This is a genomic window from Rhodoplanes sp. Z2-YC6860 (assembly GCF_001579845.1).
Classification (GTDB): domain Bacteria; phylum Pseudomonadota; class Alphaproteobacteria; order Rhizobiales; family Xanthobacteraceae; genus Z2-YC6860.
The window spans coordinates 515,950-528,749 of the sequence record NZ_CP007440.1 but is presented as its reverse complement, the minus strand read 5'-3'; the positions used below and the strand labels follow the sequence as shown (position 1 = coordinate 528,749).

The window sequence follows — 12,800 nt, the reverse complement described above, 5'->3', positions numbered from 1 at the left end:
ATCAGGTAAAGCGATGGCCCTGATCGACTACGCCAACCCGACGCGCTTCCTCGCCTTTGCCGAGCGCGTGCTGCCATGGCTGATCGGCCTCACCGCGCTGGCCCTCGCGGCTGGCCTCTACCTTACGCAGGGTGCGCCCGACGACTATCAGCAGGGCGCGACCGTGAAGATCATGTTTCTACATGTGCCAACGGCCTGGCTTTCGATGTTCGGCTGGATCGTCATGAGCATCGCCGCGCTCGGCACGCTGGTGTGGCGGCATCCGCTCGCCGACGTTGCGGCCAAGGCGGCGGCGCCGCTCGGCGCCGCCTTCACGTTTCTCTGCCTCACCACGGGCTCGCTGTGGGGCCGGCCGATGTGGGGCACGTACTGGGTCTGGGACGCGCGGCTCACGTCGGAGCTGGTCTTGTTCCTGATGTATCTCGGCGTCATCGCGCTGTGGCGCACCGTCGAAGACCCATCGCGCGCCGGACGCGCCGTGGCGATCCTGACGCTGGTTGGCGCCATCAACATTCCGATCATCAAATGGTCGGTCGACTGGTGGAATACGCTGCATCAACCGGCCTCGGTGGTGAAGCTCGGCGGGCCGGCGATCCATCCGACGATTCTCATTCCGCTGATGACGATGGCGGTGGCGTTCACGCTGCTATTCGTCACGCTGCATATCGCGGCCATGCGCAACGAGATCCTGCGCCGCAGGGTCCGCTCGCTGATGCTGTTGCGCGCCCAGGCTGCGCCGGGAAGCGCATCATGATTTTGGGCATGAACCTCGGCCCGCACGCCGATTTCATTGTCGCGGCCTACGCGGTCGCGGCGCTGGTGCTCGTCGCAATGATCGGCTGGGTGATTCTCGATTATCGCGCTCAGAAGCAGAAGCTCGCCCAGCTCGAAAACCAGGGCGTGACGCGGCGTTCCGAGCGTCAGGTCGAGAGGCTTGCATGAGCGTCGCGTCGAACGAGACCAGCCCTGTGTCGCGCCGTCTGCTGGTGCTGCTGCCGCTCGCGGTGTTTCTCGCGCTCGCCGCGCTGTTCCTGTTCCGGCTCGGCGCCGGCGATCCGTCAAAATTGCCTTCGGTGCTGATCGGCCGGCCGGTGCCCGACACGCCGCTGCCGGCCGTCGAAGGCCTGGTCCGCGACGGCAAGCCCGTGCCCGGCATCGCCAATGCCGACTTCAAGGGAGCGGTGTCGCTGGTCAATGTCTGGGCGTCGTGGTGCGTGCCCTGTCACGACGAGGCGCCGCTCCTGATGCAGCTTGCCGACGACAAGCGCATCCGCCTTCTCGGCATCAATTACAAAGACCAGCCCGACAACGCGCGACGCTTCGTCGGCCGTTACGGCAATCCATTCGCCGCCGTGGGCGCGGACCAGAACGGCCGCGTCTCCATCGACTGGGGCGTTTACGGGGTGCCGGAGACGTTCCTGATCGGCCGCGACGGCAAGATTGCTTACAAGCTGGTCGGACCGATCTCGCCGGAAAATCTGGCGTCGACGCTCAAGCCGCAGATCGAGAAGGCATTGGCCGCGCCGCAGTCCTGAGCGCCGCGCGGCCAGCCACGACTATTTCTGCGCGGTCTTGTTCGCGCCCATCGCGACACCATCGTACATCGCGAGCGCCTCTTCGACGCGGCCCGCGGCGCAAGCGCCACGTGCCTTGACCAACGCAAAGAACGCGTTGCGGATGTCATCGGCCGGCAGGTCCTGCGCTTCGCCGTGCTCGTTGATCGCGGTCAAGAGTTTCAGATCGCGGGCCGCGCATTGCGCGCGGTCGGGGTTGTCGGCCGCCATGGCACTGAACAGCCCGGGCGACGAGGCTTCACGGCTTTGCTCGGCCGCCAGTTGAACCGGGCCATGATGGGACAGGTTGAAGATGACCAGTGCGCCGAGCAGCAGAAGCAGACCGGCGTAACAGCTCGCCAGGCCAAGATAGATGCGCCGTGCGGCCTTCTGATCTTCGTTCGTCAAATTGTCGGAATAAATTTGCTGCATCATGACCTCCTGAAAATCTGGACTCATGACGACCCTCGAAACGAGTCGCGTCCTTCGAACGAAGGACAGGCAAGGCGCAAGCCATCACGAAGCCGTGTGAGGACGATCCCGGTACCGCGCGAACGGTATCGGGTTAGGACTTCGCCTCGTCCTTCGGCGTCGCGTCGTGCTTCATGAGCAGAGGATATTGAAGCGCCGCAAAAATGAATGTGAGCGGCATCACACCGAACACCTTGAAGGTCACCCAGGTGTCGGTCGACTGCGTGCGCCAGACGATCTCATTGAGCACGGCAAGTGCCAGAAAAAACAACGCCCAGCGCATCGTGAGCTTGCGCCAGCCTTCTTCGGTCAGGTGAAACATCTGATCGAACACCATGGCGAGCAGCGGCTTCCGGAAGATCAATCCGCCGAACAGCGTTCCGGCAAACAGCAGATAAATGATCGTGGGCTTGAGCTTGATGAAGGTCTCGTTCTGGAAAAACAGCGTCGCGCCGCCGAACACCAGGACGACGATGGCCGACACGATCGCCATGATCGGCAGCCGCCGCGTCAACAGGTAGGAAATGATCAGCGCCGCAACGATCGCCACCATGAACACCGCGGTGCCGACGAAGATGCCTGCGTGCTCACCGGTTTGCACCGCTGCCGGGATGAGCGGCGCGAGCCATGGCTCGAACAGCGCCGGCTTGGCATTGGCGTAGAAGAACAGCAGCAGCGGCCCAAGGTCGAGAGCGAGCTTGAGGATCGGATTGAGATGCGGCTTGGCGGCAGCGGGCTGCTGTGACATCCGCCGTCTCTAGCGCGAAGCCGCGGGCTTGTCATGGCCGCCAGTTTGGCCGCCGAACCAGGCGCCGGCCTTGATCGCGCCCGCGATCAGAAGCCCCAGCACCGCAAGGCCGAGCCCCAGCGCTGCGAACACCATCGCGAGGCTGCCGGTGAGTCGCATCGCAAGCCACCCGCCGCCGACTGCGATCAGAAGCCGACAAAAGCCCGCGATCAGCGGCCATTTCAGCGCACCAGCGCCCTGCGAGGCGAAATAGAGCGCCATGCCGAGACCGAAGAACCCGTAAAACGGACCGACGATGCGCAGATAGGTTGAGCCGGCCTCGACCATGCCCGGATCGCGGTCGAACAGCGTGAGCCAGGCAGCCGGGAACAACGCTGCCAAAAGGCCGATCGCTTCCGTCATGCCGAAGCACAGCCAGCCGCCGATCCAGGCGCCGCGCAGCGCGCGCTCGCGATTGCCGGCGCCGAGATTGGTGCCGACCAGCGCCACGAGGGGCCCGCCGAAGCCGAAAGCGAGCGAGATCAGCAGATATTCCAGCCGCGTGCCGACGCCGTAGCCGGCGATCGCGGCAGGCCCAAATGCGCCAACCACGCCTGTGGTCAACGCGATGGTGACATTGGTCATGATCGAAGTGAGCGAGGCGAGAAGCCCGATACGCAGGATGTCGCGAAACAGTGCCCAGCGCAGCCGCGTCTGCAGAAGCTTCGGCCGCACCACGGCGCGCCCGGACCAGAGATAACACGCGAAGGCCAGCGCACCCACGCCGTGGTACATAAGCAGTGCCATCGCGCCGCCCGCCGCGCCCCACGCTGGCAGCGGACCGATGCCGAAGATCAGCGCCGCCGACAACGGGATCAACAATGCCGCGCCGGCGATCGTCACCACCGCAGGGACGAATGTGTTTCCTGTGCCGCGAATCACGTTGGCGAGCGTGTTGAACAGCCAGATCAGAAGCACGCCAGAAAACACGATGTCTGAATAGGTCAGCGCCACCGTAAGCGACCCGCCATGGCCGCCAAGCGCGGCATAAAGCGGCCGGCCGAAGCCGAGCATCAACACACTGAAGAACGCTGCAAAACCTGTCGCGATGACCAGCGCGTGCGAGATGGTCGCGTCGGCGTCATCTTTGCGGCCCGCGCCGAGGGCGCGTGCGATTGCCGACGAGACGCCGCCGCCCATCGCACCGGACGACATCATCTGCATCAGCATCACGCCGGGAAACACCAACGCGACGCCAGCCAGTGCATCGGTGCCGAGCTTGCCGATGTAGTAGGTCTCGATCAGGCCGGTCGAGGCCTGCACCACTGTGGTGACGATATTGGGGACCGCGAGCCGGATGAGCGTCGGCACGATCGGCGCTTCGATCAGGGCTCTGGTGCGGGGGTCCAAGGTCGAAGCTCGCCGGGTGATGCCGGATTAGATCACACGGCGCTATTCGAGTCCTGCCAGCGCCCGGCCGAAATCCTTGGGCGAGAACGGCGAAAGATCGTCGATGCCCTCGCCGACACCGATGAAATGGATTGGCAATCCGAACTTCTGCGCGAGGGCGACGAGGATGCCGCCGCGCGCAGTGCCATCGAGCTTGGTCATGACGAGACCCGTGACGCCCGCGATCTTGCCGAAAACCTCGACCTGAGACAGCGCGTTCTGGCCGACGGTCGCGTCGAGCACCAGCAACACCGCGTGCGGCGCGGTCGCGTCGACCTTCTTGACGACGCGCACCATCTTTTCAAGTTCGTCCATCAGTTCGGTGCGGTTCTGCAGGCGGCCAGCGGTGTCGACGATCACCACGTCGGCGCCGTCGGCTTTGCCGACGCTGATCGCATCGAAAGCGAGGCCCGCCGAGTCTGCGCCTTGCTCGCGCGCCACCACCTTGGCGCCGGTGCGCTGGCCCCAGATCTTCAATTGATCGATCGCGGCGGCGCGGAACGTATCGCCCGCACCAAGCACCACCTTGCGGCCTTCGGCCGAGAGCTTTGAAACGAGCTTGCCGATGGTCGTGGTCTTGCCCGAACCGTTGACGCCGACCACCAGGATGACGAAAGGCTTGGCGCCGGCGATTACCAGCGGTTTCGCCACCGGCTCCAGAACCGCGGCGACCTCACCGGCGATGATCGCCTTCACATCCTCGGCCGTCGGATGTTCCCTGAAGCGGCCCTTGGCAATGGCGTCGGTGACGCGGGCCGCTGCCTCGATGCCGAGGTCGGTGCGGATCAGCACCTCCTCGATCTCGTCGAGCTTGGCCGGGTCGAGCGGCTGCTTGTTGTTGATCAGGTTGTCGATCGAGGTTCCAAGCACCGAAGACGTGCGCTTGAGCCCGCCGGCGAGGCGGCCCCACCAGCTTTTTTTGCCCGCGGCTTCGGCGGTTTGATCGGTGCTGTCATTCATGGCTGCCGCCGTGATACCCGTTCCGTGATGACACCGGAAGACATAGGGAGCCGGCTCCTTTATCGCGACGGGCTGATGCTTATCATCAACAAGCCCGCAGGACTGGCCGTGCACAAGGGCCCGAAAGGCGGCGCGAGCCTGGAGGACTATTTCGACGTGCTGCGGTTCGGCCTGCCGCGGATGCCCGCGCTCGCCCACCGGCTCGACAAGGAAACCTCTGGGTGTCTGGTGCTCGGACGCCACCGGAAGGCGTTGGCCGATCTGAACCTGATGTTCCGTCACGGCAAGGTCGGCAAGACCTATTGGGCCGTGGTCGAGGGCGGGCCGCAGGAACCGGAGGGCAAAATCGACCTGCCGCTCGGCCGGCTCGACGACAAGATCGGCTGGTGGATGAAACACGATCCCGAAGGCCTGCCGTCCCAGAGCACCTGGAACGTGATGGGCCGCGCCAACGGCATGACCTGGCTCGCGCTCGAGCCGCTGACCGGCCGGACGCATCAGCTTCGCGTCCATTGCGCGACGTCGGGCTTTCCGGTGCTGGGCGACAACATCTACGGCAGCGCGCCGAGAACGGGCGGTGCGCGACTGCATCTGCATGCGCGCGAGATCGTGGTGCCGCTCTATAAGAACAAGCCGCCAATCAAGGTGACGGCGCCGGTGCCCGAGCACATGAAGGAGCGGCTGAAGGCATGCGGCTGGACCGAAGACATGGACCGCGACGTCAACCCGCCGCTCGGTCTTTCACGGCCGCCGCGCAAAGAGCCCGCCAACAGCCCGCCGCAAGGCGAGCGTCAGTAGCACGTCTCAGTAGATCGTCGCCTTCATCCGCTCCGGCGCGAGCCTATCGTGCTCCTCACCGCCCAACTTGCCCTCGGTGATCTCGGCCAGGATCTTGCCCGGTGTCGGCAGCGTCGAGCGTTCAACGCGCGTGGCCGGGTCCCAGAGCTTGGAGCGCACGATCGCTTTGGCGCATTGAAAAAACACCTGCTCCACCGCGATCACCAGCACGGTACGCGGCGCTTTGCCCTGCATGACGAAGCCTTCGCAAAGCGCCGGATCGGTCGAAATCGTGGCGCGGCCGGCGATGCGCAGCGTCTCGCTCACACCTGGAATGAGAAACAGCAGCGCGACGCGCGGATCGGTGAGAAGATTGCGCATGCTGTCGATGCGGTTGTTGCCGCGGCGCTCGGGCACAATGATGGTCTTTTCGTCCACGACGCGGACAAAGCCTTTGGGATCGCCGCGCGGCGAGCAATCGAGCCCCTCGGGACCATTGGTTGCGAGCACCATAAACGGCGAGGCCTCGATCAGCGCCCGATAGGCTGCGGTGATGTGCCGGGTCTCCTTGAACTTGGCGGGCGGATAGACCTCTTCCGGGAAGACCGCCTCAAGCTCGGCCAGCGTGGTGATCGTGTGCTTTGCGCCGTTGGTCGCCATCGATTCTCCTCCAACGCAGCCAGTCTATCATGCCGCCAGAAGCTGTCTGCCGTCGTGACCCGCAATACAGACGTCCAGAATGAGTCCGGGCTCGATCGGCGCGGCCATCCGCACCGGCGTGAATTGCGGCGTGCGGGCAATGCCGCCGCGCTCCGTGAGCACGCGACGCTGCGCGCCAATCTCCCGGTCGAGATGCTGACGGAGTGCCGTTTCGCCCTTCTCGCGCAGTTGTCGCGCGCGTTCCTTGATCACGTTGCCTGGAACCTGCGGCATGCGTGCGGCCGGCGTGCCGGGCCGTGGTGAGAACGGAAACACGTGAAGCTGTGTAAGGCCGCAATCGTCAACCAGATCTCGCGAGCGGCTGAACATCTCTTCCGTCTCGGTTGGAAAGCCCGCGATGATGTCGCCGCCAAACACCACATCGGGCCGCAACCGCCGCACCTGATCGCAAAACGCAATCGCATCGGCGCGCGAGTGCCGCCGCTTCATGCGCTTGAGGATCATGTCGTCGCCGGATTGCAGCGACAGATGCAGATGCGGCATCAGCCGCGCGTCGCTTGCGACCGCGTCGAGCAGATCGGCATCGGCTTCGACCGAATCGATCGAGGACAGCCGCAAGCGATTGAGCTCCGGTACCTCGCGCAGCAACCGCTTCACCAGAACACCGAGCCCCGGCACATAGCTCGTGATGTCGACGCCGGTCAGGACGATCTCGCGGTAGCCGTTCTCGACCAGACGGCGCGCCTCGCCGATCACGTCGGCGACCGGCAGCGAGCGCGAATTGCCGCGGCCGAACGGAATGATACAGAACGTGCAGCGGTGGTCGCAGCCGTTCTGCACCTGAAGGAATGCGCGGGTGTGATCCTCGAAACGGTCGACGCGATGGAGTTTCGCGGCGGCCGCCGTCATGATGTCGCCGACCGAGATCCTTTCCGGCGCGTCGAGCGCGGCCCAGTTCGCGGCCGATAGCTTCTCCTCGTTGCCGAGCACGCGATCGACCTCGGGCATCGCGGCAAACGCCGCGGTCTCGGTCTGCGCCGCACAGCCGGTGACGACGATCTTCGTCTTGGGGTGTTCGCGGCGCAGCCGCCGGATGGTCTGGCGCGCTTGCCGCACCGCTTCGGAGGTCACCGCGCAGGTGTTGACCACCATGGCGTCCGCAACGCCGGCCGCTGCCGCTTCGCGCCGGATCACCTCCGACTCGGCGGAGTTGAGCCGGCAGCCAAAGGTGACGACCTCGACGCTCACTGCGCCGCGCCGGCGGCGGCTGCAAAAAGCGCCGGATCGAAACGACCCTCGAACTCGAACTCGGCCGGTCCGGTCATCAGCACGTGATTGTCGCTCTCGCGCCATTCAATGGTGAGATCGCCGCCCGGCAAGGTCACGCGCACGGTGCGGCCGGTGCGCTTCAGTCGCGCCGCCGCCACGGCCGACGCACAGGCCGCCGAGCCGCAAGCCTTGGTCAGACCGGCGCCCCGCTCCCAGGTGCGGATGACGACGTGTTCGCGCGACTGGATCGCACAGAGCGTGATGTTCGCACGCTGCGGAAATATCGGATGATGCTCGAGCAATGGACCTATTTTGGCGAGATCATAGGCGTTGACGTCATCGACCCAGAAGATCGCGTGCGGATTGCCCATGTTGACCACCGACGGCGAGTGCAGGATCGGCTTGTCGATCGGACCGATCTGCAATTCGATCGCGCGCGTGTCATGGAACTCTTCGGCGAGCGGTATCTCATTCCAGGCAAAGCGCGGCTCGCCCATGTCGACGGTGAACAACCCGTTCGCCGACCGCCACGTCTGCAGCACGCGGCCGTCGACCTCGAAGGCAAGCTTGTCCTTGCCGGTTTCGCCGGTGATCAGGGAAGCGACACAACGCATACCGTTACCGCAGGCGCCGGACTCCGAGCCATCGTTGTTGTAGATGCGGATGAAAGAATCGGTTCCCGCCTTGCGCGGCGGATAGAGCGCCATCAACTGGTCGTAGGGCACGCCCGCCGGCTGAGCGATCGCGCGGGCGGCCTCGGCACTGATCGCATCGGGCGCTGCGCGCATGTCGACCACCACGATCTCGTTGCCGAGACCGTTCATCTTCACAAAGGGTCGGTTGGCGAGCGCGCTCATGGCTACCGGAAGGCAAATACCTGACAAGGTCTGTTTATATGGGAATTGCCCGAACCAAGGCCAGCCTGTTGGCGACGGCTGCTGACCCCACGATTTCGTCAATACTGTCGCGGCGCGGACATGGTAGATTCCAGCGATTCCCGCGTGCCGAGCCGGGGGTGGCGCGGACCTTATGGAGATTTCGATGATTTCGCTTTGGCGGGTGGCCATGATTGCGGCCCCGATCGCGTTCGGCTTGGCGTATGGGGTCGCCTCACCGACTTTCGCGCAGTCGGCGCCACCTGCAGCGTCCGATCCGCCACCGCCCCCGCCTCCCGCGCCAAAGGTCGAGGCACCCAAGGACCCCAAGGATCCGTTCGGCGTCGAAGTCACGCTGACGGCCAAGACCATCATTTTCATGAAGGGCAACAGCACCTGGGACAAGGCGCTGGACAACCTGCAGGACGCTTTCAAGTCGCTCTATGCGCTTCTCGAGCAGCGCGGCATCGCCAAAGCCGGCCCGGCCATGACGATCTACACCCAGGCCGACGACACCGGCTTCAGCTATCAGGCCGCGGTGCCGATCGCCGAAGCGCCGAAGGACGCACCCAAGGGCGACATCGGAGTCGGACAATCGCCCGCCGGCAAGGCGCTGAAATTCATCCACCGCGGCTCTTACGAGGCGATGGACAACACCTACGAGGCGATCACCAACTATCTCGACGAGAAGCGCCTCGAAGCCGCCGATTCATTCATTGAAGAATACGAAACCGATCCGGTGACGACACCTGAAGATAAATTCGTCGTCACGGTTTACGTCCCGCTGAAATAGCCAGTTCGCGCAGGTTTTCACCGCGCGGGGAAGGCCTGCCAAGGAGAGTACAATGCGTCGTCTGCGATTTGTCGCGGTCCTGTTCTGCGCGCTCTTCAGCGTTTCGGTAGCTCCCCATCCAACTCTGGCCCAGAGCGCGCCGTCCGAGGATGCGATCGCGGCCGCGAAGGATCTGCTGGCCGTCATGTCCCCCGACACCATCCGTCAGATGGTGTCGGGCATGACCAACCAGGTCTGGCCCGCGATCGAACGTGGAGTTCGCGCCAAGCGGGCCGACGTCGAACCGTCGACGCTTGCGGAGCTGCGCACGGAGTTCGAGAGCATCCAGATGCGCTACATGGCCGGCGTGATGGCGGACGCGCCGAATATTTATGCGAAGCATTTCACCGCGGCTGAGCTGCGCGACATGCTCGCGTTTTATAAGACGCCGACCGGGCAGAAGTCGCTGAAAGCCATGCCGCAGGTGATGACCGACATTTTCGCGATGATCATGCCGAAGATGCAGGGACTTCAGGCGCAGATCATCGCTGCGTTCCAGGAGGTGCTGCGCAAGAAGGGCATCGACCTCTGATCGATCACGCTGCCGGCTTGCGGCCGCGGAACGCCAGATAGATGCAGTAGCAGGAGCCGGCCGCGACCACGTGCTTCAGCGGATGGCCGCTCATGACGCCAAGCGCCGCATAGATCGGAGCATCGAACGCCTCGAGCAACTTGGCTGCGATGTATAAGCCGGCGGCGGCGAACCAATAGCCGGTGCCGGTGTATTTCGGCGAAAACAGCACGAAGATCAGTGGCAACACCACAACGGGAAAGAACTGCACCCAGCCGTAGAGCCGCAGGTCGTCGGTGCGCAGCCAGATCAGGAGGCTCGCGATGCCCAGCGCCACCAGCGGCCAGAGCAGCAGCCTTCCGATCCGCTCGTCGATGCGCTCTTCGATCGCATTGGCGAGGATCGCCATGAAGGCCACCGACATCGGCAGCCGGTCCCAGAACAGGCCCCAGTCGCTCGGCTGCCAATGGTAGTAGGACGAGCTGAAGCCGGTCATGAAGACGCCGATAAAGAACACCGTCGCCGAGAGCTCGCGGCCGACATTAGGGTTCATCAATCCCAACGCCCCGACCAGCAGGAACGGCAGGTTAGACACCACGTTCCAGAAATTCGGGATGCCCAGCACGGCCTGCTGATCGGCAAAGCCGTGGTAGATCTGGCTTTGCGGGATCGGCGGCACCAGCAGCAAAGCAGCCAGCGAAACCGCCGCCAGTCCGCACAAAAAACCGAGCGGCCGGGCACGAAGCGTTTCGAGGAAATTCATGCGCTGCTTGCCATTAAATATTCAGATTGAACGATGTTCATAACATACAATTCCCTGGCTAGAGCTTCAATCAGAATTTGAACATCGTTCAATCTCAGCTTAGGATACGCAAGACGTGGTTTGGCCTGGGCGAAATCAGCTTGCCTACCCTTAATTGTCGCGAAGCCCGTCGAGGAAGTTCAGACGCATCTTTGCGCTGAGCGGCTCGTTGACGTTCAGGGACTTGGCCCCTATGTTCCGGCCGCTCTCGATAGAGCCGGAATGACCCCGCCGACCGGTCCTGGAGACCGGAGGTAACCGCCCGACAGCGCGATGCGCCCTCGGGCGTCGTTGTGTTTTTTAGCGGCCACAATGGCCGCGATGAGGAGTTGGGACTTGTTCGACAGCCTGTCGGATAGACTCTCTGGCGTTCTCGACCGCCTGACGCGGCGCGGCGCGCTGACCGAGCAGGACGTCGACGCAGCGATGCGCGAGGTGCGCCGCGCGCTGCTGGAGGCCGACGTCGCGGTCGACGTGGCCCGCGCCTTCGTCGATCAGGTCAAGAAGCGCGCAGTCGGCGTCGATGTCATCAAGTCAGTGACGCCCGGCCAGATGGTCGTGAAGATCGTCCACGACGAGCTGGTCGCAACGCTCGGCGCCAGCGCCGAGCCGATCGATCTCAACGCCACGCCGCCGGTGCCGATCATGATGGTCGGCCTGCAGGGCTCCGGCAAAACCACCACCACGGCGAAGATCGCCAAGCGTCTCACCGAGCGCGGTCGCAAGGTGCTGATGGCCTCGCTCGACACGCGGCGCCCCGCCGCGATGGAGCAGCTTGCCGTGCTTGGCCAGCAGGTCAACGTGCAGACGCTGCCGATCGTCGAAGGCCAGTCGCCGGTGCAGATCGCAAGCCGCGCCATCCAGGCCGCCAAGCTCGGCGGCTATGACGTGGTTCTGCTCGACACCGCCGGACGCATCACGCTCGACGAAGGCATGATGGCCGAGGCCGCTGAAGTGAAGCGCGCCGCTGCGCCGCATGAGGTGCTGCTGGTCGCCGACAGCCTCACCGGTCAGGACGCGGTCAACCTCGCGCGCTCGTTCGATGAGCGCGTCGGCCTCACCGGCATCGTGCTCACCCGCGTGGACGGCGACGGCCGCGGCGGCGCGGCATTGTCGATGCGCGCGGTCACCGGCAAGCCGATCAAGCTGATCGGCGTCGGCGAGCGCATGGACGCGCTCGAGGATTTCGATCCGGCGCGCGTCGCCGGCCGCATCCTTGGCATGGGCGACATCGTCTCGCTGGTCGAGAAGGCCGCGGCCAACATCGATCGCGAACAGGCGATGCGGCAAGCCGAGAAGATGCGCAAAGGTCAGTTCGACCTGAGCGATCTTCGCGAGCAGCTTGCCGGCATGGCAAAGATGGGTGGCATGACCGGCTTGATGGCGATGATGCCCGGTGTCGCCAAGATCAAGAGCCAGATGGCCGAGCGCAATCTCGACGACAGCATGCTCAAGCGCCAGATGGCGATCATCGACTCGATGACGCCGGGCGAGCGCAAGCATCCCGACATCCTCAAGGCCAGCCGCAAGAAACGCATCGCCTCGGGCGCCGGCACCAAGGTCGAGGAGATCAACAAGCTTCTGAAGATGCACCGGACCATGGCCGACATGATGAAGGCGATGGGCGGCGGCAAAGCGCGAGGCCCGATGGCAGGCCTGGCGCAGATGATGGGACTCGGTGGCGGCATGCCGTCGCCCGAGCAAATGGCCAAGCTTGCCGAGAAAATGCCCGGCGGTTTGCCGCCAAACATTCCCGGAGCGCCGGGCGGCCCAAGTGGCAGCCCAGGACTTCCGGGGCTTCCAGGCCTCGGGAAATTCCCTGGCCTTGGCGGCGGAGGCGGCGGCAAGCTGCCGACGCCCGGCGGACTGCCACCCGACTTCTTCAAGAAGAAATAACGTTCACACCAATCGAAG

The 12,800-nt window shown here is 64.4% G+C and carries 15 protein-coding genes; 7 read left to right on the top strand and 8 right to left on the bottom strand.

The window, feature by feature from the left end:
* Positions 1 to 13 precede the first annotated feature (13 nt).
* Genes RHPLAN_RS02535 through RHPLAN_RS02525 form a run of 3 tightly spaced genes read left to right on the top strand, consistent with a single transcriptional unit; the run spans position 14 to position 1,535 of the window.
* The gene (locus RHPLAN_RS02535; RefSeq protein WP_068013545.1) at positions 14 to 754 is read left to right on the top strand and encodes a heme ABC transporter permease; all 741 of its coding nucleotides are present in this window, start codon (positions 14 to 16) and stop codon (positions 752 to 754) included.
* Positions 751 to 942, top strand: a complete 192-nt coding sequence (ccmD, locus tag RHPLAN_RS02530) for a heme exporter protein CcmD (protein ID WP_442971803.1) — start codon at positions 751 to 753, stop codon at positions 940 to 942. Before RHPLAN_RS02535 ends, ccmD begins: the two co-directional genes overlap by 4 nt.
* The gene (locus tag RHPLAN_RS02525; RefSeq protein WP_068013541.1) at positions 939 to 1,535 is read left to right on the top strand and encodes a DsbE family thiol:disulfide interchange protein; all 597 of its coding nucleotides are present in this window, start codon (positions 939 to 941) and stop codon (positions 1,533 to 1,535) included. The genes ccmD and RHPLAN_RS02525 overlap by 4 nt, the downstream gene beginning before the upstream one ends.
* A gap of 21 nt (positions 1,536 to 1,556) precedes the next feature.
* Here RHPLAN_RS02525 and RHPLAN_RS02520 read toward each other — a convergent pair whose 3' ends face one another.
* From RHPLAN_RS02520 to ftsY, 4 genes are all read right to left on the bottom strand, one after another.
* Positions 1,557 to 1,985 (bottom strand): hypothetical protein, encoded by a 429-nt coding sequence (locus RHPLAN_RS02520; protein WP_157100013.1) that lies wholly within the window; start codon positions 1,983 to 1,985, stop codon positions 1,557 to 1,559.
* A gap of 133 nt (positions 1,986 to 2,118) precedes the next feature.
* A complete protein-coding gene (locus tag RHPLAN_RS02515) occupies positions 2,119 to 2,772 on the bottom strand; it encodes a septation protein A (RefSeq protein ID WP_068013538.1) in 654 nt (217 codons plus the stop codon).
* A gap of 9 nt (positions 2,773 to 2,781) precedes the next feature.
* The gene (locus RHPLAN_RS02510) at positions 2,782 to 4,161 is read right to left on the bottom strand and encodes an MATE family efflux transporter (protein WP_198164679.1); all 1,380 of its coding nucleotides are present in this window, start codon (positions 4,159 to 4,161) and stop codon (positions 2,782 to 2,784) included.
* A 42-nt stretch (positions 4,162 to 4,203) separates the two neighbouring features.
* Positions 4,204 to 5,160: a signal recognition particle-docking protein FtsY gene (gene ftsY / locus RHPLAN_RS02505; protein WP_068013535.1), complete on the bottom strand. Its 957-nt coding sequence runs from the start codon at positions 5,158 to 5,160 to the stop codon at positions 4,204 to 4,206.
* A 27-nt stretch (positions 5,161 to 5,187) separates the two neighbouring features.
* Here ftsY and RHPLAN_RS02500 point away from each other — a divergent pair, with 27 nt between their 5' ends.
* Positions 5,188 to 5,958, top strand: coding sequence for an RluA family pseudouridine synthase (locus RHPLAN_RS02500; RefSeq protein ID WP_068013532.1), 771 nt, complete (start codon positions 5,188 to 5,190; stop codon positions 5,956 to 5,958).
* A 6-nt stretch (positions 5,959 to 5,964) separates the two neighbouring features.
* Here RHPLAN_RS02500 and RHPLAN_RS02495 read toward each other — a convergent pair whose 3' ends face one another.
* From RHPLAN_RS02495 to dapF, 3 genes are read right to left on the bottom strand one after another with little or no spacing between them, the layout of a single operon-like run.
* Positions 5,965 to 6,597, bottom strand: coding sequence for a pyridoxamine 5'-phosphate oxidase family protein (locus RHPLAN_RS02495; protein WP_068013531.1), 633 nt, complete (start codon positions 6,595 to 6,597; stop codon positions 5,965 to 5,967).
* A gap of 27 nt (positions 6,598 to 6,624) precedes the next feature.
* Complete coding sequence (mtaB, locus tag RHPLAN_RS02490; RefSeq protein WP_068013529.1) at positions 6,625 to 7,845, bottom strand: tRNA (N(6)-L-threonylcarbamoyladenosine(37)-C(2))-methylthiotransferase MtaB; 1,221 nt, start codon at positions 7,843 to 7,845, stop codon at positions 6,625 to 6,627.
* Positions 7,842 to 8,723 carry a diaminopimelate epimerase gene (dapF, locus tag RHPLAN_RS02485; protein WP_068013528.1) on the bottom strand — a complete coding sequence of 294 codons (882 nt, stop codon included), beginning with the start codon at positions 8,721 to 8,723 and terminating at the stop codon, positions 7,842 to 7,844. Before dapF ends, mtaB begins: the two co-directional genes overlap by 4 nt.
* A 184-nt stretch (positions 8,724 to 8,907) precedes the next feature.
* Here dapF and RHPLAN_RS02480 point away from each other — a divergent pair, with 184 nt between their 5' ends.
* Both RHPLAN_RS02480 and RHPLAN_RS02475 read left to right on the top strand, forming a co-directional pair.
* Positions 8,908 to 9,534 carry a GyrI-like domain-containing protein gene (locus RHPLAN_RS02480; protein ID WP_237180030.1) on the top strand — a complete coding sequence of 209 codons (627 nt, stop codon included), beginning with the start codon at positions 8,908 to 8,910 and terminating at the stop codon, positions 9,532 to 9,534.
* Between the two features lie 52 nt (positions 9,535 to 9,586).
* The gene (locus RHPLAN_RS02475) at positions 9,587 to 10,105 is read left to right on the top strand and encodes a DUF2059 domain-containing protein (protein ID WP_068013524.1); all 519 of its coding nucleotides are present in this window, start codon (positions 9,587 to 9,589) and stop codon (positions 10,103 to 10,105) included.
* A 4-nt stretch (positions 10,106 to 10,109) separates the two neighbouring features.
* Here the strand turns inward: RHPLAN_RS02475 and RHPLAN_RS02470 are convergent, their stop codons facing one another.
* Positions 10,110 to 10,847 carry a ceramidase domain-containing protein gene (locus RHPLAN_RS02470; RefSeq protein ID WP_068013522.1) on the bottom strand — a complete coding sequence of 246 codons (738 nt, stop codon included), beginning with the start codon at positions 10,845 to 10,847 and terminating at the stop codon, positions 10,110 to 10,112.
* A 375-nt stretch (positions 10,848 to 11,222) separates the two neighbouring features.
* Here RHPLAN_RS02470 and ffh point away from each other — a divergent pair, with 375 nt between their 5' ends.
* Complete coding sequence (ffh, locus tag RHPLAN_RS02465) at positions 11,223 to 12,782, top strand: signal recognition particle protein (protein ID WP_068013520.1); 1,560 nt, start codon at positions 11,223 to 11,225, stop codon at positions 12,780 to 12,782.
* Positions 12,783 to 12,800 lie beyond the last annotated feature (18 nt).

What these genes read in the sequence shown, in the direction of transcription:
- RHPLAN_RS02535 (WP_068013545.1), top strand. Translation starts at nt 14, where the DNA reads ATGGCCCTGATCGACTACGCCAACCCGACGCGCTTCCTCGCCTTTGCC.
- ccmD (WP_442971803.1), top strand. Translation starts at nt 751, where the DNA reads ATGATTTTGGGCATGAACCTCGGCCCGCACGCCGATTTCATTGTCGCG.
- RHPLAN_RS02525 (WP_068013541.1), top strand. Translation starts at nt 939, where the DNA reads ATGAGCGTCGCGTCGAACGAGACCAGCCCTGTGTCGCGCCGTCTGCTG.
- RHPLAN_RS02520 (WP_157100013.1), bottom strand. Translation starts at nt 1,985, where the DNA reads ATGCAGCAAATTTATTCCGACAATTTGACGAACGAAGATCAGAAGGCC.
- RHPLAN_RS02515 (WP_068013538.1), bottom strand. Translation starts at nt 2,772, where the DNA reads ATGTCACAGCAGCCCGCTGCCGCCAAGCCGCATCTCAATCCGATCCTC.
- ftsY (WP_068013535.1), bottom strand. Translation starts at nt 5,160, where the DNA reads ATGAATGACAGCACCGATCAAACCGCCGAAGCCGCGGGCAAAAAAAGC.
- RHPLAN_RS02500 (WP_068013532.1), top strand. Translation starts at nt 5,188, where the DNA reads ATGACACCGGAAGACATAGGGAGCCGGCTCCTTTATCGCGACGGGCTG.
- RHPLAN_RS02495 (WP_068013531.1), bottom strand. Translation starts at nt 6,597, where the DNA reads ATGGCGACCAACGGCGCAAAGCACACGATCACCACGCTGGCCGAGCTT.
- dapF (WP_068013528.1), bottom strand. Translation starts at nt 8,723, where the DNA reads ATGAGCGCGCTCGCCAACCGACCCTTTGTGAAGATGAACGGTCTCGGC.
- RHPLAN_RS02480 (WP_237180030.1), top strand. Translation starts at nt 8,908, where the DNA reads ATGATTTCGCTTTGGCGGGTGGCCATGATTGCGGCCCCGATCGCGTTC.
- RHPLAN_RS02475 (WP_068013524.1), top strand. Translation starts at nt 9,587, where the DNA reads ATGCGTCGTCTGCGATTTGTCGCGGTCCTGTTCTGCGCGCTCTTCAGC.
- RHPLAN_RS02470 (WP_068013522.1), bottom strand. Translation starts at nt 10,847, where the DNA reads ATGAATTTCCTCGAAACGCTTCGTGCCCGGCCGCTCGGTTTTTTGTGC.